This is a genomic window from Streptomyces panaciradicis (assembly GCF_023516615.1).
GTDB lineage: Bacteria > Actinomycetota > Actinomycetes > Streptomycetales > Streptomycetaceae > Streptomyces > Streptomyces panaciradicis.
In genome coordinates this window covers 1-23311 of sequence record NZ_JAMGBF010000197.1, presented here as the reverse complement: position 1 = coordinate 23311, position 23311 = coordinate 1, and the positions used below count along the sequence as shown (strand labels likewise).

Sequence of the window (23311 nt, the reverse complement as noted above, 5' to 3'; positions counted from 1 at the left end):
ACCAACTGAGCTATAGCCCCTTGTTCTTCCCCGCTCCGCGGGGCGAACAAGAAGAACTTTAGCCTGCGACCTGCCGGAAAGTGAAATCCGCTCAGTCGTCGTCGCCCAGCACCGGCTCCGGGAGCGTGCCGGCGTTGTGCTCCAGCAGGCGCCAGCCGCGGGCGCCCTCGCCGAGGACGGACCAGCAGCAGTTGGTGAGGCCGCCGAGGCTCTCCCAGTGGTGGGGCTCCAGACCGAGGAGACGGCCGATGGTGGTGCGGATCGTGCCGCCGTGGCTGACCACGACGAGCGTCCCCTCGTCGGGCAGCTTCTCGGCGTGCCGCAGCACGACCGGGGCGGCGCGCTCGGCCACCTCGGCCTCCAGCTCGCCGCCGCCGCGCCGCACCGCCTCGCCGCGCTTCCAGGCGGCGTACTCCTCGCCGTGCCGCTCGATGATCTCCTCGTGCGTCAGCCCCTGCCAGACGCCCGCGTAGGTCTCGCGCAGCCCCTCGTCGAGGGCGACCTCCAGGCCGGTGAGCGCGGCCAGCTCGGCGGCCGTGTTCGCGGCACGCTGGAGGTCGGAGGCGATGATCGCGTCCGGCTTGAGGGCGACGAGCAGCCGGGCGGCGCGGCGGGCCTGGGCCACGCCGTCCTCGGTGAGGGGGACGTCCGTGGTGCCCTGGAAGCGGCGCTCCACGTTCCAGGAGGTCTGGCCGTGGCGCCACAGGATGATGCGGCGGCCCCGGCCGGGCCGGCCCGCGGAGACCTCGCCGGTGGCGCTCGTCACCACTCACCGCCCAGGTCGGCGGCCTCCTCGGCGGCCTGCAGCTTGGCGTGCTCGGCGGCCTTGCCGCGGGTGGCCTTGGCGTCGGCGGGCAGCTCCAGCTCGGGGCAGTCCTTCCACAGGCGCTCGAGGGCGTAGAAGACGCGCTCCTCGCTGTGCTGGACGTGGACGACGATGTCGACGTAGTCGAGCAGGACCCAGCGGGCCTCGCGGTCGCCCTCGCGGCGCACGGGCTTGGCGCCGAGCTCCTTCTGCAGCCGCTCCTCGATCTCGTCGACGATCGACTTGACCTGGCGGTCGTTGGGGGCGGAGGCCAGCAGGAAGGCGTCCGTGATCGACAGCACATCGCTGACGTCGTAGGCGATGATGTCGTGCGCGAGCTTGTCGGCGGCCGCCTGGGCGGCGGTGGTGATGAGCTCGAGAGATCGGTCAGTGGCGGTCACTACATGGCTTTCGGTCGGCGGTCACTTGGCATCAAGGGTCTCACGGACCGCCGGGCGCACCCCACGTGATTAAGGGATCACATGGGGCGTCCGCCCGTGCCACCTGCCGCTTCCCGCTGGTTCCTTACGAGGAGGACGGCTTGTAGTCCTGGCCGAGGGTCACCGAGACGTCCGCGTTCGAGGCGGTCCTGCCCTTGACGACGGAGCTGGTGGGCAGGCCCAGGGTCTTGGCGACCTCGGTGGCGTTCTCCTTGTCGGCGGCGCTCCCGTAGACGACCTTGGAGGTGGCCGTGGGGGTGGTGGTGCCGCCGCCCAGGAAGGTGAAACCGCCGTTGAGGAGGACCACGCGGGCCTTCTCGGTGTCGTCCTTCACGCCGCTGGCGTTCTCGACGTGGACGCGGACGGCGGAGCCCTGGTCGGGGCTCTTGGCGGTGCCGCCGAGGACGTCCTTGACGACACTGGCGGCAGCCTGCGCGCTGAGCGTGCCGTCGCCCTGGACCGGCAGCAGGGCGGTCTTGTAGTCGCCGCCCTTGGCGAGGTCGGCGAGCTTGGCGAGGAAGGTGCCGAGGTCCTTGTCGGTCAGGGAGGGGTCGAGGATCTGCGCCAGTGTCTGCACGGTGGTGGTCGCCGCCGTCGGGTCGGAGGACAGCTTGCGCAGCACGCCCTGCATGACCTGGCCGAACCGCTCCAGCTGGGCGTTCTGGGCCTCGCCGGAGGCACGGTAGGTGGCGTAGGCGACGGCCATCTTGCCGCTGAGGGTCTGGTTCGAGCCCTTGTGGACGAGGGGTGCGGTGCCCTTCTTCTTGGCGTCCGGGTCGGGCACGTCCGCGTTGGTGTCGACCTCGATGTTGCCGACGAGGTCGACGAGGTTCTGCAGATAAGGGGTGTCCAGCCGCCAGGTGCCCTCGATGTCGGTGCCGAGGACGGTGTCGAGGGCGTCGCGGGTGCCGGAGGAGCCGTCCTCGTCGACCGACTTGGCGAGGGTGGTCGAGGTGCCGTCGTCGTCGGTGACGGCGAGGGAGTTGGGCAGCAGGACGGTGGTGCCCTGCTTGGTGGTGGTGTTGTCGACGAGCAGCGCCGTGGAGGTGCCGCCCTTCTTGGTGTTGTGCAGGTGGACGACGATCACGTCGCGGTTCTGGGCGCCCGCGGCCGTCGCCTTGCCGGTCGTGGAGTGCGACGTGGACAGGCCGGGCAGCTTCCCGGCGTACCAGAGGTAGCCGACGCCGCCGACCGCGACCAGGGCGAGGACGACGACGAGGGCGATGAGGCGGCTGCGGGCGCGGCGCTTGGCCTCCTCGCGGCGCTCGGTGCGGTTCTCGGTGAAGTTCAGCCAGTCGATGACGTCTTCGGGGTCGCCGTCGGCCTCCTCGACGAAGGCGAACTGCTCGGTGCGGTAGTGCCGTTCGGGCTGGGAGGGGGGCGTGGTGTCCTCGCCCGGCGCGGCCGGCCCGGCCTGCTGCGGGATGTACGCGGTCTGCTCGGCGGCCCGGGGCTGCTGGCCACTGGCCGCGGTCTGCCCGTAGGGGTCGTAGGGCTGCTGTGCCGGTGCCCCGCCCTGGGGCCCGCCTGTGGCATAGGGGTCGTAGGAGGGCGCGGCCTGCTGCCGGCCGGTGCCGTACGGGTCGTAGGGCGGCGCCTGCTGCGTGCCCGTGGCGTACGGGTCGTAGCCGTAGCCCTGCTGCTGCGCGTACGGGTCGTACTGCTGCTGGGGCGCCTGCTGCGGGGCGACCGGCCGGTACACGGGCCGGCCGTACTCGTCGTAGCCGACGAGTTCGTACTGGTCGCCCTGGTCGCCGCCGCCGTGGCCCGCGTCGTATCGGTCGTTCACCGGTAGCCCCTCTCGGCTCACTCGCCGCGGTACAGCTCGCGCTTGTGGATGTAGCGCACGACTCCGTCCGGCACCATGTACCAGATGGGGTCTCCCTTGGCGACTCTCGCACGGCAGTCCGTGGAGGAGATGGCCAGTGCGGGAACCTCCACCAGCGAGACGCCGCCCTCGGGCAGGCCGTGGTCGGTCAGGTGGTGGCCGGGGCGGGTGCAGCCGATGAAGTGCGCGAGGGAGAACAGCTCCTCCGAGTCGCGCCAGGTGAGGATCTGGCCCAGGGCGTCGGCGCCGGTGATGAAGAAGAGGTCGGTGTCCGGGTTGAGCGCGCGCAGGTCGCGCAGCGTGTCCACGGTGTAGGTCGGGCCGCCGCGGTCGATGTCGATGCGGCTCACCGAGAACTGCGGGTTCTCGGCGGTCGCGATGACCGTCATCAGATAGCGATCCTCGGCCGGGGAGACATGGCGGTGGGTCTTCTGCCACGGCTGGCCGGTGGGGACGAACACCACCTCGTCCAGGTGGAACTGCGCGGCGACCTCGCTGGCCGCCACGAGGTGCCCGTGGTGGATCGGGTCGAACGTCCCGCCCATGACGCCGAGGCGGCGCTTGCCGGGGTTCGACGGGCCGTTCACCGGGCGGGGCGCGGTGACGCGAGCCCGGCGGGCCGTGGTGCCGCTCGCGTCGTCCATCGCCGGACCGGTAGGCATGTCCTGCTCTCCCATGCGTGCAGACCCTACCGGCCCGGCCTGAGCGCTCCGTTCGACGGATGCCCGGGTTGTCCCGGTACCGGGCGGTGCGTTCAGCGGTCGCGGTTGAAGCGGGTGGTGATCCACAGCAGAAGCAGCAGGACGACGAGGGCGCCGCCGCCGGTGATCGCGGGGTTGAGGCTCTCGTGGTTGCCGCCCTCGGCTTCGGCGAGGGTGACCAGGTGGGCAGCGGTGGCGTGGAGGCTCATCTTCGGCAGGACCTATCGTCGGGGTCCCCCCGCTCGAGCGGAGTCGAGACCGGAGGGAGGGCGGGATAAGACGTCGGCCCATGGTAAGCGGGGGCCGTGGCGGCGATCACGCCGACTCCGCCGTCGGGGAACCCCGGGCGGCCCTCAGTCGTCTTTCCGCTTGTAGCCCCGCAGCAGGAACCACCCGGCGAACGCACAGCCCAGGATCATCACCACCAGCACGACCCGCAGCAGATAGCCCGATCCCTGGTGCTGGGGGGCGCTTGCGGCCGCGGCGAGCCAGGCGGCTGCTGGGATGTGCTCCATGGTGCGGGACTCTCCTTCGGTGTGGTGCCCGTCCACGGTAACTCCGCCTAGGCTGGGCCTTGCTTCGGGGGCGCAAAGGGCCGCACAAGGGTCCGCAAAGGGCCACTCACACGCACATGGGGGAAGACATGTCCGACGACGGCCACCAGCACAACGGGCACGAGCATGTACCGAGCAGGCAGCGCCGGCGCTTCCCGGGGATCTCCTCGCGTGCGTACGAGCACCCGGCCGACCGCAGCGCCCTGGTGGCGCTGCGCAAGCTGAGCGGGTTCGACACGGTCTTCAAGGCGCTCAGCGGTCTGCTGCCCGAGCGAAGCCTGCGGCTGCTGTTCCTCTCGGACTCCGTGCGGGTCTCCGACGAGCAGTTCGCCCACCTCAACGACATGCTGCGGGACGCCTGTTACATCCTGGACCTGGAGAAGGTCCCGCCGATGTACGTCAACCAGGACCCGCAGCCGAACGCGATGTGCATCGGCCTGGACGAGCCGATCATCGTCGTCACCACCGGCCTCGTCGAGCTGCTCGACGAGGAGGAGATGCGGGCGGTCATCGGCCACGAGGTGGGCCACGCCCTGTCCGGGCACGCGGTGTACCGCACGATCCTGCTGTTCCTGACGAACCTGGCGATCCGGGTCGCGTGGATCCCGCTGGGCACGCTCGCGATCATGGCGATCGTGACGGCGCTGCGCGAGTGGTTCCGCAAGTCGGAGCTGTCGGCCGACCGGGCGGGGCTGCTGGTCGGGCAGGACCTGCGGGCCTCGATGCGCGGCCTGATGAAGATCGCGGGCGGCAACCACCTGCACGAGATGAACGTGGACGCGTTCCTGAAGCAGGCCGAGGAGTACGAGGCGGGCGGCGACCTGCGCGACTCGGTGCTGAAGATCCTGAACCTGCTGCCGCGCTCGCACCCGTTCACCACCATCCGGGCGGCGGAGCTGAAGAAGTGGTCCGAGACCCGCGACTACCAGCGGATCATGGACGGTCACTACCCGCGGCGCGACGAGGACAAGGACACCTCGGTCTCGGACTCGTTCCGGGAGTCGGCGGCCAGCTACGCCGGCAGCGTGAAGAGCTCCAAGGACCCGCTGATGAAGCTCGTCAGCGACATCGCCGGCGGGGCCGGGGGCCTGGGCGGCCGGGTGCGGCGCGGCTTCGACGGTTTCACCAGCCCGGCACCGGGCGAGGAGCGGCCGTCGCAGGACGAGCCGCCCACGGACGCTCCGCCCCGCACGGAGGACTGACCGCGCAGGGCGGCCCGTCACACCTTCGGCTGCGCCCCGGCGGCCAGCGTCCCGCACAGCGCCGTGGCGCCGCCCGTCGCGTACGGGTCGGTGCCCGCGGGGCCGCCCGACCTGGCCGTCTGGCCGGCCAGCAGCGGGTGGAAGTGGTTGGTGGAGTCCTCGGCGCAGGACAGCGGGCCGGCCTGGACGTAGGAGACGACGACCTGGGCCTGGTGCAGGCGCAGGTCGTCGCGGTCGAAGCGGAAGTGCATCTCGCGCCGGACGGTGAACAGGGAGGCCGGTGCCTTCGCGGACGAGCCGGTCGGCTTCAGCGCGTACACGAAGGTGTGGTCCGCGGTGACCTCCAGGGTGGCGGAGTCGGTCTCGGTGGCCTCCATCGAGCCCTGGACGCGGATTCTGCGGTCCGCGAGTTCGGCGCGGGTCTGGTCGAAGCGAACCAGCCATCCGGTGGGCTGGTGGCGGCCGTCGGCGGTCGGGCGGGCGAAACTCTGGTCGAACTGGTCGAGTTGGGCGCCGTCGAGCATGACGCGCACGGCGCGCACGTCCTGACTGCCGATCACCTCGGGGTAGAGCGCGGAGCGGACGATGTAGTCCTTGGCCGTGGTCAGCGCGGCCACCACCTGGCTCTCGGAGAAGTGCGCGGTGCGGCGGGTGGCGGGCAGCGGGATGCCCTCGGCGCCGACACGGAACTGCGCGGCGGGGCTGTGCGCGTACAGGTACTCGGCGTCGGCCTTCCCGGGCACCTTGCCCTGCGGGGTGAGCGGGATGACGGTCATCCGCAGGGGTTCGACGGGGCGGCGGGCGACCGAGGACTGATAGGGGTGGCGTACGCCCATGTAGATCGCGGTGCCGAAGGCGACGGCTATCAGCAGGACGAGGATCAGCGCCTGCCGGGACAGCCCCCGGTGCAGGGGCGGGCGGCGGCGTACGGCGGGGGCGTGGTCGGTCATGCGCTCGCGCGCGGAGTACTCCTGGAGGCGGGCAGCGCGGACGAACGACTCGTCGAAGACGACGGATCGGTACTCGTCCTCTCCACCTCCGGGGCCGCCCTCGGGTGTCCCCTCGGGTGGGTCTCCAGGCCCGCCCATACCTTCAGGGTAGGTCTCCGGACGCCCCGATAAACGCCCTGGTACACGACAAGTTCTGACAGGTTCTCACCAGGGCCGCAACCCTGCGTGACCGGACGGCTCGGGGGCCCGGTCAGGGGGTGCGCGGGATGACCGGTATGGCCGGCTGGGAGGTCTCGGCGGAGGCGGAGGGCGGAGGGGCGCTGCCCTGCTCCAGGCCGGTCGACGCGGGGGGTGGGACCTGGTCCCGGCTGCTGGAGGAGGCGCCCCGGTAGACGGCGGTGAAGGCCAGCGCGACCATGCCGATCCCCATCACGAGGGCGAGCATCCAGGCGACCGGGCGGTGCCAGCGGACCTGCTTGCCGAAGGGGCCCGAGGTGCCGTAGCGGCCCTCGAGGACGTCGGTGTCGTCCAGGTCGTCGAGCTCGGGATCATGGCCGAAACCGGAGGGGTCGTATCCCTCGTCGTACCGCTCGCCCCGCCCGTGGGCCCGGCGGGCCTCCGCCTCGGAGGCCTCGGCTCTGGCCTGGGCGGCGGCCAGGAGGCGTTCGACGGCGGTCGGCTCGTGCACCACGGCCGCCCGTACGAAGGCCTCGTCGAAGACCACGGAGGCGAACTCTTCGTCCGACACCCCGCGGTCGTGGTCGTCGTCGGGCTCCCAGCCGTCAGGGAACGGCGTGCCCCCCACGTCCTCCGGCACGGATCCAGAGTAGACCTGGGGGGTCAATTTGGGCAGACGGTATGGAAATTCATCCGCCCTGTGAGACACCTCTCGCGGACACGGGAGCATGCGGTGCGCATATGCCGTTCGGATACGCGCACCGTCGCAGGCCCCCGGTCTCAGCGGCGGATGTGGCCGTCCCCGGTGACGATGTACTTGGTGCTGGTCAGCTCCGGCAGGCCCATCGGGCCGCGGGCGTGCAGCTTCTGCGTGGAGATGCCGATCTCCGCGCCGAAGCCGAACTGGCCGCCGTCGGTGAAGCGCGTGGAGGCGTTCACGGCGACGGTGGTGGAGTCGACCAGCTGGGTGAAGCGGCGGGCGGCCTGCTGGGAGGTGGTGACGATCGCCTCGGTGTGACCGGACGACCACAGCCGGATGTGCTCGACGGCCTTGTCGAGGGAGTCGACGACGGCGGCGGCGATGTCGTAGGAGAGGTACTCGGTGTCCCAGTCGTCCGGGGTGGCCTCGACGACGGTCGCCTTGGTGTCCTCGGCGTACGCCAGCACCCGCGGGTCGGCGTGCACGGTGACCCCGGCCTCCGCGAGGGCGTCCAGGGCGCGCGGCAGGAACTCGGGGGCGATGTCCTGGTGGACCAGGAGGGTCTCGGCGGCGTTGCAGACGCTCGGCCGCTGGGCCTTGGAGTTGATCAGGATGTCGACGGCCATGTCGAGGTCGGCCTGGGCGTCGACGTAGACGTGGCAGTTGCCGGTGCCGGTCTCGATGACGGGGACGGTGGACTCGTTCACCACGGTCTGGATCAGCGAGGCGCCGCCGCGCGGGATCAGGACGTCGACCAGGCCGCGGGCCCGCATCAGCTCGCGCACGCTCTCGCGGCTCTCGCCGGGCACCAGCTGGACGGCATCGGCGGGCAGCCCCGCCCCGCCCACGGCGTCACGCAGCACGCGCACCAGGGCGGTGTTCGACTCGTAGGCCGAGGCCGAGCCGCGCAGCAGGACCGCGTTGCCGGACTTCAGGCACAGGGCGGCGGCGTCCACGGTGACGTTCGGGCGGGCCTCGTAGATGATGCCGACCACGCCGAGCGGGACGCGGACCTGGCGCAGGTCGATGCCGTTGGGCAGGGTCGAGCCGCGGACGACCTCGCCGACCGGGTCGGGCAGGGCGACGACGTCCCGCACGTCGGAGGCGATGGCGCGCACCCGCTCCGGGGTGAGCGTGAGCCGGTCGACGATGGCCTCGCTCGTGCCGGCCGCGCGGGCCTTGGCCACGTCCTTGGCGTTGGCCTCGACGATCTCGCTCGTACGGACCTCCAGGGCGTCCGCGATGGCGGCGAGCGCGTCGTCCTTGACCGCGCGCGGCAGCGGGGCGAGGTCGGCGGCGGCGGCCTTGGCGCGGTAGGCGGCCTGGGTGACCGGGGACATGGAGTCGTACGGCGAGAGCGTGGTCATGAGGGAAGCGTAGTGCGCCGGACCGGGCCGTTCACCGTTCGTCCCACACCCCGAGACGGTCTCAAAAGGGGTGAACTCCGACAGGCGTCGCCGGGGGCGGTCCGTATCCCTCCGCGAGGCGCTGGTGGTAGGTCTCGCGGTCGATGACCTCCAGGCCGACGATCTCCCAGGGCGGCAGCTTGGCGGTCTGGCGGTGCTCGCCCCACAGGCGCAGGGCGACGGCGGCCGCGTCGTGCAGGTCGCGGGCCTCCTCCCAGTAGCGGATCTCCGCGTGGTCGTTGGCGTACCTGCTGGTCAGCAGAAAGGGATGGTCGTGGGCGAGCTGTTCGAGGGCGCGCCGGACCTCGTGCAGCGGGGCGGCCTGGCCGGAGACGCTGAGCGTGACGTGCCACAGCCGGGGCAGGTCGGCGGGCTCCTCGTAGGACTCGCCGGCCGTGACGCTGGTCAGACCACCGCGGGACGCCGCCGCCCCAGGGCGTACTCGTCTCACGACGGCCTCCTTTGCGCGGCATCGAGCGGTGCTCGTGCGGAACGTGTCCCTGAGTCAAAGTTGAGCAGGCCGCAAGCGCTCGTGGGGCGGTTTTGCGGAACGTCCACCTCAGGGCGCGCCGTTTTGCGGGGCGTTCACCCTGTTTTCGGCTGCCGAACGCCCTGGCCAGGCCGCCGGCGGACGCGTCAGGGACGAAGGATCACCAGGTCGTCGCGGTGGACGACCTCGCGTTCGTAGGCCGGGCCCAGTTCGCGCGCCAGCTCCCGCGTCGAACGCCCGAGCAGCTGGGGGATCTCCTTGGCGTCGAAGTTGACGAGCCCGCGGGCCACCGCGCGCCCCTCGCCGTCGCGCAGCTCGACCGGGTCGCCGGCGGCGAAGTCGCCCTCCACGGCGGCGATGCCGGCCGGCAGCAGCGACTTGCGCCGCTCGACGACCGCCCGCACCGCCCCTTCGTCCAGGGTCAGGTGCCCCTGCGGGGTGGAGGCGTGCTGCAGCCACAGCAGGCGGTCGGCGTAGCGCTTGCCGGTGACGTGGAACCAGGTCCCGGTGTCCCCGCCGGACAGGGCCTCGGCCGCGTGCACGGCACTGGTCAGGACCACGGGGATGCCGGCTGCGGCGGCGATGCCGGCCGCCTCGATCTTGGTGACCATGCCGCCCGTGCCGACGCCCGCCTTGCCCGCGCTGCCGATCTCGACGTGCGCGAGGTCCTCGGGGCCGCGGACCTCCGCTATCCGCGAGGTGCCGGGCCGGCCGGGGTCGCCGTCGTAGACGCCGTCGACGTCGGAGAGCAGCACCAGCAGGTCGGCGTGGACCAGGTGCGCCACGAGTGCCGCGAGGCGGTCGTTGTCGCCGAAGCGGATCTCGTCGGTGGCGACGGTGTCGTTCTCGTTCACGATCGGGAAGGCGCCCATGGCGAGCAGCTTGTCGAGGGTGCGCGAGGCGTTGCGGTGGTGGGCGCGGCGGCTCATGTCGTCGCTGGTGAGCAGCACCTGGCCGACGCGGACGCCGTAGCGGGCGAAGGAGGCGGTGTAGCGGGCGACGAGCAGGCCCTGGCCGACGCTGGCGGCGGCCTGCTGACGGGCCAGGTCACGGGGGCGGCGGCGCAGGCCCAGCGGCGCGAGTCCGGCGGCGATGGCGCCGGAGGAGACCAGGACGATCTCCCTCTCCCCTCCGCTGCGGCTCTTGGCCAGGACGTCGACGAGCGCGTCGACCCGGTCGGCGTCCAGACCGCCCGAGGCGGTGGTCAGCGACGAGGAACCCACCTTGACGACGATCCTGCGGGCTTCCGCCACGCCCTGCCTTGCCCCTGCCACCTGCTTGTCCGTCCCCTCGCGCGCTCGGGTTGCCCCGCCACGCAATCTACGCGAAGGGGCACGGGCGGCGCGCATCGGTCCACGCACCGGACACGCGGGACGTAACCGGTTGCTCACGCGGTGCGTATGGCAAAAAGGTTGCACTGGTTGCCTATAGAAATAAAAGTCCCGGCAAACTTAATTTGAATGTCGTGTCACCCATAGATCACCAGACCCGCCCCACGCAGCGCATCCTCCTGAGGTCGGGGAAGAGCCCCTACGACGTCTTCTCGGTCGAGGAGGCGCTGCACCAGGACGTCATCGCCACCAACTCCGGCAACCTGATCTTCAGCGACGCCGCGCACAAGATCCTCGAGACGCCCGGCACGGAGGTGGTCTCGAACGGCATCCGGACGGATGTGTCGGCGGCGGAGCGGATCAACGAGGAGTACGACGTCTTCGTCGTGCCGCTGGCCAACGCCTTCCGGCCGTCCTTCGAGGGGCAGCTGAAGCGGCTGACCCGGCTGATCCGCCGGCTGCGCATCCCGGTGGTGGTGCTGGGCGTCGGCGCGCAGGCCGGGCTGAGCTACAACGCCGAGCGGCTGAAGCCCATGGAGGAGTCGGTGCGCGACTTCGTCTCCGCGGTGCTGGACCGCAGCGCGTCCATCGGCGTGCGCGGCGAGTTCACGGAGAAGTACCTGCGGGGTCTGGGTTTCCACGACGTCGAGGTCATCGGCTGCCCGTCGCTGTTCCTGTACGGCGGCGAACTGCCGGTGCGCAAGCGGGTGGCGGAGCTGACGGCCGGGTCGCGGATCGCGGTCAACGGTTCGCACAGCGCCGTGCAGAAGCAGGGGCTGGGCAAGGTCATCGACCGTACCCGCGCCCGCTATCCGCACCTGACCTTCATCGGCCAGAACCTCAGCGACGCACGGCAGTTGCACTGGCGGGACCTGTCGCACCCGAACGCCGCGGTGACCGCGATCCCGACCCACCCGGACCACCCGATGTACCGGGAGGACAAGGTCCGCGTCTACGTCGACCCGGTGACCTGGATCGACGACCTGCGCGGCTACGACTTCTCGTTCGGCTCCCGCATCCACGGCAACATCGCGGCGCTGCTGGCGGGCACGCCCGCGACGGTGCTGTGCGGCGACTCGCGGACGCTGGAGCTGTGCCGCTACTTCGACATCCCGCACCGCAGGATCGACAAGCTGCCCGAGGACCTGGACCCGGCGCGGCTGTACGAGGAGGCCGACCTCTCCGGCCTGACCGGCGGGCACGCGGAGCGCTTCGAGCGCTTCACGGCGTTCCTGGGCCGCAACGGCCTGGAGAACACCTTCACCCACGGCGACGGCGGCGCGGCCTTCGACGCCCGGATGCGGAAGCTGTCCTTCCCGGCGGGCATCCGCCCCTGGAACGACGCCGACCTGGCCTCGCTCACCTCCCGGTTCGGCTGGATGCAGACCCGGCTCGCCGAACTGTCGCTGGACAACGACCGGTTGAAGCGCGAGCTGGAGCGCACCGCCACGGCACCGGCCGCCCCGACGTCCGTCTATCGCAAGGCCCGCCGTGTGGTGGCCCGCCCGATCAGACGGGCACTGCAGACGGGCCGCCAGTAACGGTGTCAGGCCGCCGCGGGCACCTTCAGCACCCGGCGGGCCTTGCGCACGGCGCGGCGCAGGACCGAGGAGGGTGTGTGCTCGCGGTAGCCGGGGAAGGCCCTGGCCTCGCGCGGGGTGGCGAGGTAGACCGAGTCGGGTATGCCCGCCGCGGCGTCACGGAAGTGCGGGTAGGCGAGGTAGACGTGGTGGCCCCGCTTCTCCAGCAGGGCCGCCGCCTGCTTCTTCGCCTTCACGAACTCCACCACGGGCAGCAGGAGTTCGGGCTTCTCCTCGGCCACCAGGTGCAGCCGCAGGCGCTCGTCGACCTTCAGCCGGCGCGCCACGCCCTCGGTCCAGAACTGCTCCATCAGCGGCTTGGCCAGCTCGAACTTGTGCCGTCGTACCTTCTCGCTGTCCTTGAGGTACTTGGGGCCGAACTGCGGGAGCAGGGTGACCACGAAGGGCCGGTGCATGAGGGAGTCGCGCCGCTCGCCGGGCGGCACCATGTCGGCGATCAGGTTCATCAGGGCCCGCGCGGAGTCGTAGCGCAGGGTGTAACCGCCGCTCTTGGTCACGTGCTTGCCGTCGTCGCGGCCGACCAGGTAGTAGCAGGTGTGGTCGGCGATCACGGAGACGCCGTCGGCCCGCAGATACGCCTCCATCGTGAACAGCGCGTCCTCGCCGGTCCACAGGGACTCGTCGAAGCGCATGCCGTGCCGCTCCAGGAGCTCCCGGCGGAACAGCTTCTGCGCGCTCAGCGTGAACTTGATGTTGGACGAGAAGACGTCCGTGCGCTCCAGGGTCTTGCCCCACATGGACTGCGGCGGCTTGCGGTTGATGCCCTCGACCCTGCCGAGGACGACGTCCGTGGCGTTGCGGTCGGCCATGTCGACCATGCGCTCCAGCGCCTCGGGGCCGAGCCGGTCGTCGGCGTCGAGGAAGAACACATAGCGCCCCGCGGCCTTGCTCAGGCCGACGTTGCGGGGGCCGCTGGGACCGCCGGAGTTGGCCTGCCGGATCACTGTGACGGACATGGAGACGCGGTCGGCGAACTCCTCCAGGCACTCCCCCGTGCCGTCGGTGGAGCCGTCGTCCACCGCTATGACCTCGATGCGCCCCGGGTCGATGGTCTGTGCCTCGACGGACGCGAGGCATTCGACCAGGTAAGGCATCGCTTCGTACGCTCCGATGACGACAGTCACATCAGGCTGCGTCACGGTCACATTTCCCCCTCGTCACGGGATCTTTCCCCCGTATCGTCTTATTGGCTACCTGCTAGACGGACGACCGAGGGGGCGGGTTGCCCGTACGTACGTAAAAAGGGCCCGGTTTTCGAGGATCACTCCTCGGAAACCGGGCCCTTCTCACCGTTTTCACATACGGGGGCTCACGCGGTGGTGGGCGGCTGCGCAGACAGCGCGTCCGACAGTTCGTCGGCGCCGGGGGTGCCGGCCGCGGCGGCGCGGGATTCCTGGCCGAGGTTGCGGGTCTCGGCCTTCAGCGCCAGGTCGGCGACCGCGGTGTTGAACTGCTCGATGGAGGTCGGCTCGTCGGGGCCGAGCAGGTACTCCTTGAGCTCCTTGCGGTCCTCCGCCAGCGGGTCGGCGGCGGGGTCGCGGACCGCGGCCAGCAGCTCGCCCAGCTCGGCGGCGGAGTTGGACAGGATCGTGGCCGCGCGTACCGCGGTGTTCTGCCGCTTGAACTCCTCCACGCCCAGCTCGGCGGAGTCCGTCACCGCGTACGGCTTGCCGCTGGCGATGAAGTCGGAGACCACGCTGGAGATGTCGGAGACCATCGCGTCGGAGACGTTGAAGCAGTCGTACAGGCGCGGCTCGGCGCCCGTGACGACGCGGTGCTCGAAGGTGCCGGCGGAGCGCCAGTAGGCGTCGTTCCACTCGACACGCAGCCGGGCGACCTCCTCGTGCCGCTTGAGGTCGACCACACCGTCACGGGTGGCCTCGGCCTCGTCGCCGCGGTCGCCGCCGGTGCCGGAGAGCTCGGCCAGCCGCGCCTCGATCCGGGCCAGTTCCGCCTTGGCCCGGGCCTGGGCGGCGCCGTCGACGGTGAAGCGGGGATCGGCGGCGCGCTCGGCGGCGGCCTTCTCGACCAGCGCGGTGATCCGCTGGTGCGCGGCGCCGGCCTCCTTGCTGACGGTGCCGGTGAACGGGTGCGGCTTGTACAGCACACGGACCGGCGGGTCGGCCTTGAGGAGCTTCTTGACGATGTTCTCGCCGGCCAGCACGAGCGAGGTGTTGCCCGGGTTGCCGTCCCATCCCTCCCAGGTGGGCGCGTACAACACGGTGGGGACACGCCCCTCGGGCACGCCCTGCCAGCCCTGGATCGGCGCCAGCTGCGGGCGGCCGACCTCCACGATGTCGTCGTCGCGGACGCCGACGTCGGCGATGGCGTAGCGGTCGCGGCCGGCACGGCCGGCGGTCCACACCTCGTCGTACACCTTGCTGAAGGGGTTGACGCTGGCGAGCTTGTCGCTGTCGCCGTGGCCGATGAACACGTGCTTCATGGTGGGCACGCGCAGCAGGTGGATGTTCTTGCCGACGTTGGCCGCGTACACCGCGACGCGCACGGTGGTCAGGTCCATGTTCATCAGGTGGACACCGCCGGGCACGCAGACGACCGGGACCGTGGTGGGCGCCAGATTGGCCAGGATGACCCGCTCACGCAGGATGACCAGCGGCTTGGAGTCGAGCTGCTCCATCGTCTCCAGCCACATGTTGACCTGGTAGGCGGAGTCCTTGGAGCCGGAGAAGTACAGCACCGTCTCCGGCTTGTACTCGCGCAGCCAGTCGTCGACCGCCGCCAGGACCTTCTCGGCGTTCGGCGGGATCTTCCCGCCGCGGACGTACGGCATCAGTGCGAGGACGTACAGGCAGCCCAGGAAGAGGGTGACGCCGATGCCGATGAAGCCGGGCACCGACGACTCCATCTCCGCGGCGACCAGGATGCCGGCGACGGCCGCGAGGTCGAGGTGGAGCATCTTCTCGGCCGAGCGGATCAGCAGGAAGCGCGGCGGGGCGTCCGGGATGCGGATGCGGGACTTCAGGTCGACGTTGCGGGTGGCGACCGGCATCCGGCGGCGGTTGCGGATCAGGGTGACCAGGGCGCCGTGCGGGGCCTGGAGGCCGTAGAAGGCGATGAAGCAGGCGACCGCGCCGTAGTAGATCAGGTTGTCCGCGAGGGACAGCCGGGCCAGCAGCAGGATCAGCAGCAGCTCTCGGATCAGGAAGCGGATCGAGAGGCCGGCGCGGACCTTGCTGAGCCGGTTGACCAGGTAGCTGCCCTTGCGGTGCAGATAGTGGTCGGCGGCGTACGTCACGGCGGCGGCCGCGGCGAAGGCGGGCACGCTCGGGACGAGCGCGGCCAGCATCAGCGCCGGGAAGCCCAGCATCATGAGCGCCGCCGCGGCCAGCTCGGCCGCGCTGCCCACCCGGGCGACGCGAATAGCGGTGGATATCACGGAGAACCTGCTCTGGGAGGGAGTGCCGGTTTTGAATGTATTCAGGCCCCTGCGAAGACCCGGACGATGCACTGCTCAATGCACTGCATTAACCCCGGAAAGCAGAGGCCTGAATAACGGAAGACTAATTCCCGTTGATTATTACACGCCGTCCTGGCGGTCCAGCACCGAGGCCAGGGCCTGCTCGAAGCCCGAGGCCTTCGCCGCGCCCGCCGTCGGGTCCTGCTGGCGGACGTCGATGACGTGCCCGGTCAGCTCGGACAGCAGCACGTCGAGCGAGGTGCGGGCGACCGCCTCGGAGGAGAGCAGGGTGCCCGCGGGCTCCTGGCCGAAGGCCTTGGTGCGCATCGGGGTGGCGGTGCGCTCCGGGTTGATGCAGTTGACGCGGACGCCGTCGCCGGCCCACTCGTCGGACAGGGCCTGGGTGAGGTTCACCATGGCGGCCTTGGTCGAGGAGTAGAGGCTGTACTCGGCGCGGCCGCGGGTGTAGCTGCTGGAGGTGTACAGCAGCAGCTGGCCCTTGGTCTCCGCCAGGTACTTGTACGCCGAACGCGCGATCTGCACCGGGGCGAGGTAGTTGACCTTCAGCGCTTCCTCGATGGTCGCGTTGTCGGTCTCGGCCAGCTTGCCGATGCGCAGCACGCCCGCGGTGTTGACGACGTAGTCGATCCGGCCGGTCTCGCCGTACGCCTTGGACAGCGCGTCGTCGACCTCCTCCGGGTTCTCCACGTGGGTGCCGGTGGTGGAGCGGCCGAGGGCGTAGACCTTGGAGCCGTAGGACTCCGCGAGCTCGGCGATGTCCTTGCCGATGCCGTACGAGCCGCCGAAGATCACGATGGTCTTGCCGGTGAGCAGCTCGCGGTAGGCCTCCTCGCTCACCTGCTCGGGCGCGGCCGTCGAGGCGAGCTGGAACAGCTTGTCGGCGATGAAGACGTCGACGGGCTGGGTGACCTTCATGTTGTACTCGTCGCCCGCGACGACGTGGATCGGCACGTCCGGCAGGTACTTGAGCACGACGGAGCAGTCGTCGGTGGCCTGGAAGTTCGGGTCGCCGGCCGCGACCTCGTAGGCCCGCTTGATCGTGGACAGCTTGAAGGCCTGCGGCGTCTGGCCGCGGCGCAGCCGGGAGCGGTCCGGGATCTCGGTGATGAACTCGCCGTCCTGGCCGTGCGTGCGGGTCACGATGATGGTGTCCGCGGACGGGATGGCGACGTCGACGGCCTGGTAGCGCTCCAGCGCGGTCACGCAGTCGTCGATCACGCGGCGCGAGAGCAGCGGGCGCACGGCGTCGTGGAAGAGGACGTTGAGGTCCTCTCCCTCGGCCAGGCCCTCGCCGAGGGCCTCGATGGCGCGCTCGGTGGTCTCGTTGCGGGTCGAGCCGCCCTCGATGATCTTCTTGACCTTGGTCAAGCCGGCCTTGGCGACGATCTTCTCGACGTCGGGCACGTAGCCCGGCGCCATCAGCACGATGATGTCGTCGATCGAGTCCGCCTGTTCGAAGGTGGCCAGGGTGTGCTCGATGACTGCCTTGCCGGCGATCTTCAGCAGCTGCTTGGGGATCGAGAGACCCACCCGCTGGCCGGTGCCACCGGCCAGGATCACTGCGGTGGTACGGGGCTTGGCTATGTGCTGGGACACAGAGGACCTACCTTGGGGCGACAGGGAACCTGGAAATGGTCCCACTTGCGGTTACCGCTGTGCAAGGTGAGCGCCGTTCACTGCATATGTGCGCGCCATCTGACATTCACCTTGCACCCACTGGTGACACCGTGACACTCGCCGGGAGCGTCCACGGAATTGCTGTGAGTAACCGCACAGCAGATCAGTGCCGGCGCAGCTTCTTCAGGCAGCGGTGGCCGAGCACCTTCACGAGTTCCTTCGACGGCGTCTGGTGAACCGTGCGCGCCTTCGCGGGATCGGCGTGCCGCACGGGAGCCCCCGCGGCGGCCGCGAGGGCTCCGTAGAGCGCCTGGGCGGCCACCTCCGGAGCGATCCGCGCCTCGTCCTGGACCGCGGCCCGGTCCGGTGACGCCGGTACGGCGGCCAGCAGCGCCGGATCCCCGAGGACGCGTACGCCCGTCCGGGCGATGCGTTCCGCCATCTCGGTGGCTCTGGCGGCCGCGGCCTCGGCGGCCCAGGCGGGGGTGGAGATCTTCACGTCCCGCGGTGTCGGGCTGCACGCATTCTTCATATGCATCACCGCGCCGTTGCGCACGAGCCTGGAATACAGCTCGTCCGGCAGCCCATTGCCGCGGAATTCCTTATTAAGATTCCGCAGCATTTCGGTCTCGGCGAGGGTAAGGGAACGATTCGCTGTGTCCGGAACGGGTTGCAGCAGGCCCTCGGGCAGCCCGAGCAATGTCTCGAAGGTGCGCATCAGGCCGTCTCTGTCCCGGTCGTCGACCACGACCACGGTGACCCGCTCCGGGCCCACCACCGCGGCCCAGCGCCCGACCAGCCGGTCGTGCCCGTGGCGGCGCCAGAAGCTGGGGGTGGGCTGCTCGTACGGCGCCTTCCTCAGCATGTGCCGCAGCCAGTCCTCGTAGCCCATGCGCAGGCCGTTCTGCACGTACTGCTGCCACTGCGAGGGCATGATCCTGGCCAGCGGGCGCAGGGTGACCAGGACGTGCACCCGGTCGCCGCCGAGCTGCCGGACGATCCGCGCGACGGTCGCCTCGTCCTCGGCGTCGGCGAAGAACTCGCTGCTGACCACCGAGGTGCGCCGGCCGGTGGCCTCGACCTGCTTCACCAGCGTCGTCCAGTGCCGGTCGGTGGGCACGATGTCACCGATCATGGCGGGCCGGGCGCAGGCGGCCAGCGCGGCCTCCATGGGGTGCCGGGTGTGCGCGGGGAACTCCACGCCGTGCGCGGGCAGTCGGTCCTTCGCGGCGAACAGGGCGCCCTGGATCGAGGTGGTCCCGGTCTTGTGCGGGCCGATGTGCAGCAGCCGGGTGCCGGCGGGCAGCGGCTCGGGCCGGCGCACCGGGGCGCCGTCTGTCGTACAGTCCGTCTCCATGGTCAGGGGATGGTAAGAGGCTTACCTGAGACTTACCTGAGGAGGACCTGGGACGCGGATGAGCCCCAGGTCTCCTTCCGCGCCGGTGTCAGGCGAGTTCGACGCCGGGGCGGCCGTTCTCCACCCGCAGCCGGGCCAGGGTGCTCGCGGCCGCCGTCGGCCGTACGACCGTGTCGACCACCCTGACCTGCGCGTCGATGCCGTGCCGGTCGATGTCGAAGAGGTGGTAGCCGCGGTGGGCGTCGATCAGCTTCCAGTGCGGGTTGTCCGGCAGCAGCGGGTCCCACTGGGCGTGGAAGGCGGCCTGGTCCTGGTCGCCGTTGCTGGAGACGGAGGTGCCGACGAACTCGGCGCCGACGACGTCGGATTGGGGGTCGGCGTAGTCCGTCCTGAGGTCGCTGACCATCGTCAGGTGGCGGTCGCCGCTGAGCACCACCGGGTTGCGGACGTCGGCGAACTCCCCCAGCAGGGCGTTGCGTTCGACCTGGTAGCCGTCCCAGGCGTCGTAGTACCAGAGCTTTCCGTCGCCGACCTGCAGGTCCGTCTCGGCCATCATGATCTGCGAGGCGATCAGGTTCCAGCGGGCGGGCGAGTCGTGCAGCCCGTCCAGCAGCCACTGCTTCTGCTCGGCGCCGAGCATGGTCATCGACGGCGACTGGGCGCCCTCCTGCGTGGTCGCCTGGTCGGTGCGGAACTGGCGGGTGTCCAGGACGTTGAGGCGGGCGAGGCGGCCGAACTCCAGGCGGCGGTACATCTGGATGTGCGGACCGTCCGGGATCGCGCTCGCGCGGACCGGCATGTGCTCGTAGTACGCCTGGAAGGCCGCCGTCAGCCGGGCCACGAAGGCGTCGTGCGGCTGCTTGGCGGGGTCCTGGGGGATCTCGCCGGCCCAGTCGTTGTCGACCTCGTGGTCGTCGAAGGTGACCACCCAGGGGGCGTTCGCGTGCATCGCCGCGAGGTCGGGGTCGGAGCGGTACTGGGCGTAGCGGTTGCGGTACTGCTCCAGGGTGTACGGCTCCCCCGTGCCCTCGTGCCGGCGCGGGCCCGCCGACGACGGCGTGGACTCGTAGATGTAGTCGCCGACGAACAGGACGACGTCGGGATCCTGGTCGAGCATGTCGGCGTACGGCGTGAAATAGCCGTGCTGCCAGTTCTGGCAGGAGGCCAGGGCGATGCGCAGCGAGCCGCCCTTGCCGTGCGGGTGCGGGGCGGTCCGGGTGCGGCCGGCCGGGGAGATCTGCCCGCCCACCCGGAAGCGGTACCAGTACGCGCGCCCCGGACGCAGGCCCCGTACGTCGACGTGAACGCTGTGCCCGTACTCGGGGCGGGCTTGGGCGACGCCCCGGCGGGCGGTCTTTCTGAACCGCTCGTCCTCGGCGATCTCCCACTGCACCGGGACCACCTCGTCGGGCATGCCGCCGCCGTTCAGCGGGTCCGGGGCGAGACGGGTCCACAGCACGATGCCGTCGGGCAGCGGGTCGCCGGAGGCGACGCCGAGGCTGAACACCCCGTCGGGGACGGTGTTCTCCGCGGCTCGGGCGGTGCCCGGGAGCCACAGCTGGGCAGAGGCCGCGGCGCCGAGGACGGCGGCACCGGCGGTCAGAAAACGGCGTCGGTCTGGCGAGAGTGCTCCGGTCATCGGCGAACTCCTTTGCCTGGCTGGCCTCTTGGACTCGTGCAGGCTCACGCACCCGGGCGGTCCGCCCGCTGAACGTGACCCTTCGCGTGCATGACAAATGAGCAGACAACAGAAGACCCGTTGCGACACGGGAACAACAGGATGAACCCGATCTTGTCGCAACGGGCCTCAGGAACGAGCCGCGTGCGGTGATCCCACCAAGTTGGCCGAAAGACCCGGGGCGTCTACCGCGGCCTCGCTACGGCACCGAAGACGCCTACTCCGCGAAGGGGTCGAAGTCGCCGTACTCCCGGTCCGCGTCGTCGCGCTCGGCCTGCCGGTCCCGACGCCGCTGCGCGGCCGGCCTCGGCGCCTCGAAGCGATGGTCCTCGCCCCGGCGCCCCAGCATCTCCGCACCGGCCGTCAGCGTCGGCTCCCAGTCGAAGACGACGGCGTTGTCCTCGGGGCCGATGGCCACGCCGTCGCCGGAGCGGGCGCCCGCCTTGACCAACTCGTCCTCCACACCGAGGCGGTTGAGCCGGTCCGCGAGGTAGCCCACGGCCTCGTCGTTGTTAAAGTCGGTCTGCCGCACCCAGCGTTCGGGCTTCTCGCCGCGCACCCGGAACAGCGGCTCGCCGGCGACGTCCTCGCGCGTGACGGTGAACCCGGTGTCGTCGACGGCCTTCGGCCGGATGACGATCCGCGTCGCCTCCTCCTTCGGCTTCGCGGCGCGCGCCTGCGCGACCATCTCGGCCAGCGCGAACGACAGCTCCCGCAGCCCGAGATGGGCCACCGCCGACACCTCGAAGACCCGGTAGCCCCGCGATTCGAGGTCCGGCCGCACCATCTCGGCGAGATCCTTGCCGTCCGGTACGTCGATCTTGTTCAGGACGACGATCCGGGGCCGCCGGTCGAGCCCGCCGTACTGCTTCAGCTCCTCCTCGATGATGTCGAGGTCGGAGACGGGGTCGCGGTCGGACTCCAGGGTCGCCGTGTCCAGCACGTGCACCAGCACGCTGCACCGCTCCACGTGCCGCAGGAACTCCAGGCCGAGTCCCCGGCCCTGGCTCGCCCCGGGGATCAGCCCCGGCACGTCGGCGATGGTGTACACGTTCTCACCGGCCGTCACCACGCCGAGGTTGGGCACCAGCGTCGTGAAGGGATAGTCGGCGATCTTCGGCTTCGCGGCGCTCAGCACCGAGATCAGCGACGACTTGCCCGCGCTCGGGTAGCCCACGAGCGCCACGTCGGCGACGGTCTTCAGCTCCAGGACGACGTCCTGCAGATCCCCCGGCTCGCCGAGCAGCGCGAAGCCGGGCGCCTTGCGCCGGGCCGACGCGAGCGCCGCGTTGCCGAGGCCGCCGCGGCCGCCCTGCGCGGCGACGTACGAGGTGCCGTGTCCCACCAGGTCGGCGAGGACGTTGCCCGCCTTGTCGAGGACGACGGTGCCGTCCGGCACGGGCAGGATCAGGTCCTGGCCGTCCTTGCCGGAGCGGTTGCCGCCCTCCCCGGGCTTGCCGTTGGTGGCCTTGCGGTGCGGGGAGTGGTGGTACTCGAGAAGCGTGGTCACCGACTGGTCGACGGTGAGGATGACATCCCCGCCGCGTCCGCCGTTGCCGCCGTCGGGTCCGCCGAGCGGCTTGAACTTCTCGCGGTGGACGGAGGCACAGCCGTGACCTCCGTTACCCGCGGCGACATGCAGTTCGACGCGGTCCACGAAGGTGGTCATGGTTTTGTGCCTCCAGAGACGTAAGTACTGCTCGTGTTAACACGCGAAAGGCGGACCCGCCTTCCCGACCGGGAAGTGAGGTCCGCCTCGCGAAAAGCTTCCGATCAGCCGACTCAGGCGACCGGAACGATGTTCACGACCTTGCGGCCACGGAACGTGCCGAACTCCACCGCACCGGGCTGGAGCGCGAACAGCGTGTCGTCGCCGCCGCGGCCGACGCCGGAGCCCGGGTGGAAGTGGGTGCCGCGCTGGCGGACCAGGATCTCGCCCGCGTTGACGACCTGACCGCCGAAGCGCTTCACGCCGAGGCGCTGAGCGTTGGAGTCACGACCGTTACGGGTGGACGATGCGCCCTTCTTGTGTGCCATCTCTCCTCAGTCCCTTACTTCGCAGCCGCGGGGATCTCAGTGACCTTGATCGCCGTGTACTGCTGGCGGTGGCCCTGACGACGGCGGTAGCCGGTCTTGTTCTTGTAGCGAAGGATGTCGATCTTGACGCCCTTGTGGTGGTCCACGACCTCGGCCTGGACCTTGATGCCGGCCAGCACCCACGGGTCGCTGGTCACAGCGTCGCCGTCGACAACGAGCAGGGTCGAGAGCTCGACCGTGTCGCCAACCTTGGCAGTGGAAATCTTGTCAACCTCAACGATGTCGCCGACAGCAACCTTGTGCTGGCGACCACCGCTGCGCACGATGGCGTACACGCGGATCTCACTCTCTCGCTCGGGAACGGCACCCCCGCAGTCCAGCCACCCGGCACGGGCAGCCTCTCCGGAACGGCCGGCGCGGAACGCCCGACGCTCTGGAGGAAGAGGTTTACGGGGATGTGGCGCGTCCCATATCCGTGGACACGCCGACGGTCAAGGTTACGGGGCCGTGGCCGAGGGGGTCAAACCGGACCGGGTCCCGCAGGTATGCGGCCGGTCACACCGACCGGCCGCACCCCTTCACCTCGTACTGCTCAGCTCTCGTCGGCGGCGGCGGAGACCGAGGTCTTCTTCGCCGTCGACTTGGCCGCGGCCGTCTTGGCGGTCTTCGCCGCCTTCTTGGCCGTCGTCTTCTTCGCGGCCGTCTTCTTGGCCGCGGTCTTCTTGGTGGCCGCCTTCTTCGCGGTCGCCTTCTTGGCCGTCTTGCGGGCCGTCTTCTTGGCCGGAGCGGCCTCCTCGACGTCCCCCTCGGCGGCCGCGGGGGCCTCGTCCGTCGCGGCCGACGGGACGACCACGACGGCCGCCTCCTCGGACGCGGTGGGCGCGGTGGCCTTGCGGACCGCACGGCGCCGGGGACGGGCCGGGGCGGCGCTCTCGGCGACCGGCTCGGACCGCTCCTCGGCGGGCTCGGCGGCCGTCTCGGCCTCGGCCTGCGGCTCG

At 70.6% G+C, this 23311-nt stretch carries 21 protein-coding genes and 1 pseudogene; 2 read left to right on the top strand and 20 right to left on the bottom strand.

All coding sequences use genetic code 11. From position 1 onward, the window contains the following. Positions 1 to 91: 91 nt before the first annotated feature. From M8J74_RS40165 to M8J74_RS40140, 6 genes are all read right to left on the bottom strand, one after another. Positions 92 to 769, bottom strand: coding sequence for a histidine phosphatase family protein (locus M8J74_RS40165; RefSeq protein WP_249841143.1), 678 nt, complete (start codon positions 767 to 769; stop codon positions 92 to 94). Then, positions 763 to 1206, bottom strand: a complete 444-nt coding sequence (rsfS, locus tag M8J74_RS40160) for a ribosome silencing factor (RefSeq protein WP_058925332.1) — start codon at positions 1204 to 1206, stop codon at positions 763 to 765. The genes M8J74_RS40165 and rsfS overlap by 7 nt, the downstream gene beginning before the upstream one ends. 124 nt (positions 1207 to 1330) lie before the next feature. After that, on the bottom strand, positions 1331 to 3034 hold the full coding sequence (locus tag M8J74_RS40155; protein WP_249841142.1) for an LCP family protein: 1704 nt from the start codon (positions 3032 to 3034) through the stop codon (positions 1331 to 1333). 17 nt (positions 3035 to 3051) lie between these two features. Beyond that, positions 3052 to 3750, bottom strand: a complete 699-nt coding sequence (gene nadD, locus M8J74_RS40150; protein ID WP_372500425.1) for a nicotinate-nucleotide adenylyltransferase — start codon at positions 3748 to 3750, stop codon at positions 3052 to 3054. A 77-nt stretch (positions 3751 to 3827) separates the two neighbouring features. Next, entirely contained in the window at positions 3828 to 3983 is a 156-nt protein-coding gene (locus M8J74_RS40145; protein WP_203237730.1) for a hypothetical protein, read from the bottom strand. A 144-nt stretch (positions 3984 to 4127) separates the two neighbouring features. Continuing rightward, positions 4128 to 4289 (bottom strand): hypothetical protein, encoded by a 162-nt coding sequence (locus tag M8J74_RS40140; protein WP_203237729.1) that lies wholly within the window; start codon positions 4287 to 4289, stop codon positions 4128 to 4130. A gap of 128 nt (positions 4290 to 4417) precedes the next feature. On the opposite strand from M8J74_RS40140, the gene M8J74_RS40135 reads away from it, so the two are divergent. Then, complete coding sequence (locus M8J74_RS40135) at positions 4418 to 5530, top strand: M48 family metallopeptidase (protein WP_249841141.1); 1113 nt, start codon at positions 4418 to 4420, stop codon at positions 5528 to 5530. A gap of 17 nt (positions 5531 to 5547) precedes the next feature. Here the strand turns inward: M8J74_RS40135 and M8J74_RS40130 are convergent, their stop codons facing one another. The 5 genes from M8J74_RS40130 to proB form a co-directional block, all read right to left on the bottom strand. Next, positions 5548 to 6618, bottom strand: coding sequence for an SCO2583 family membrane protein (locus M8J74_RS40130; RefSeq protein ID WP_249841140.1), 1071 nt, complete (start codon positions 6616 to 6618; stop codon positions 5548 to 5550). A 112-nt stretch (positions 6619 to 6730) separates the two neighbouring features. Continuing rightward, positions 6731 to 7297: an SCO2584 family spore wall biosynthesis protein gene (locus M8J74_RS40125; protein WP_249841139.1), complete on the bottom strand. Its 567-nt coding sequence runs from the start codon at positions 7295 to 7297 to the stop codon at positions 6731 to 6733. Between the two features lie 140 nt (positions 7298 to 7437). Beyond that, a complete protein-coding gene (locus M8J74_RS40120; protein ID WP_058925326.1) occupies positions 7438 to 8724 on the bottom strand; it encodes a glutamate-5-semialdehyde dehydrogenase in 1287 nt (428 codons plus the stop codon). A gap of 61 nt (positions 8725 to 8785) precedes the next feature. After that, positions 8786 to 9214, bottom strand: a complete 429-nt coding sequence (locus tag M8J74_RS40115; RefSeq protein ID WP_058925325.1) for a DUF8830 family protein — start codon at positions 9212 to 9214, stop codon at positions 8786 to 8788. Positions 9215 to 9399: 185 nt separating this feature from the next. After that, positions 9400 to 10527, bottom strand: coding sequence for a glutamate 5-kinase (gene proB / locus M8J74_RS40110; RefSeq protein WP_249841138.1), 1128 nt, complete (start codon positions 10525 to 10527; stop codon positions 9400 to 9402). Positions 10528 to 10727: 200 nt separating this feature from the next. On the opposite strand from proB, the gene M8J74_RS40105 reads away from it, so the two are divergent. Beyond that, a complete protein-coding gene (locus M8J74_RS40105; RefSeq protein ID WP_372500426.1) occupies positions 10728 to 12125 on the top strand; it encodes a polysaccharide pyruvyl transferase family protein in 1398 nt (465 codons plus the stop codon). A 5-nt stretch (positions 12126 to 12130) separates the two neighbouring features. Here the strand turns inward: M8J74_RS40105 and M8J74_RS40100 are convergent, their stop codons facing one another. The 9 genes and pseudogenes from M8J74_RS40100 to M8J74_RS40060 all read right to left on the bottom strand — a co-directional run. Further along, positions 12131 to 13330: a glycosyltransferase family 2 protein gene (locus tag M8J74_RS40100; protein WP_249841136.1), complete on the bottom strand. Its 1200-nt coding sequence runs from the start codon at positions 13328 to 13330 to the stop codon at positions 12131 to 12133. Between the two features lie 164 nt (positions 13331 to 13494). Further along, complete coding sequence (locus M8J74_RS40095) at positions 13495 to 15582, bottom strand: CDP-glycerol glycerophosphotransferase family protein (RefSeq protein ID WP_249841135.1); 2088 nt, start codon at positions 15580 to 15582, stop codon at positions 13495 to 13497. A 141-nt stretch (positions 15583 to 15723) separates the two neighbouring features. Next, positions 15724 to 17220, bottom strand: a complete 1497-nt coding sequence (locus M8J74_RS40090; RefSeq protein WP_249841134.1) for a D-ribitol-5-phosphate cytidylyltransferase — start codon at positions 17218 to 17220, stop codon at positions 15724 to 15726. Positions 17221 to 17404: 184 nt separating this feature from the next. After that, the gene (locus tag M8J74_RS40085) at positions 17405 to 18598 is read right to left on the bottom strand and encodes a hypothetical protein (RefSeq protein WP_249841133.1); all 1194 of its coding nucleotides are present in this window, start codon (positions 18596 to 18598) and stop codon (positions 17405 to 17407) included. 88 nt (positions 18599 to 18686) lie between these two features. Then, positions 18687 to 20237: an alkaline phosphatase D family protein gene (locus M8J74_RS40080; RefSeq protein WP_249841132.1), complete on the bottom strand. Its 1551-nt coding sequence runs from the start codon at positions 20235 to 20237 to the stop codon at positions 18687 to 18689. 256 nt (positions 20238 to 20493) lie between these two features. Beyond that, positions 20494 to 21945 carry a GTPase ObgE gene (gene obgE, locus M8J74_RS40075; protein ID WP_058925319.1) on the bottom strand — a complete coding sequence of 484 codons (1452 nt, stop codon included), beginning with the start codon at positions 21943 to 21945 and terminating at the stop codon, positions 20494 to 20496. A 113-nt stretch (positions 21946 to 22058) separates the two neighbouring features. Continuing rightward, positions 22059 to 22313 carry a 50S ribosomal protein L27 gene (rpmA, locus tag M8J74_RS40070; protein WP_040253648.1) on the bottom strand — a complete coding sequence of 85 codons (255 nt, stop codon included), beginning with the start codon at positions 22311 to 22313 and terminating at the stop codon, positions 22059 to 22061. Between the two features lie 14 nt (positions 22314 to 22327). Continuing rightward, positions 22328 to 22648 (bottom strand): 50S ribosomal protein L21, encoded by a 321-nt coding sequence (gene rplU, locus M8J74_RS40065; RefSeq protein WP_007381993.1) that lies wholly within the window; start codon positions 22646 to 22648, stop codon positions 22328 to 22330. Positions 22649 to 22905: 257 nt separating this feature from the next. Beyond that, positions 22906 to 23311, bottom strand: a pseudogene (locus M8J74_RS40060) (hypothetical protein); the annotation flags it as partial.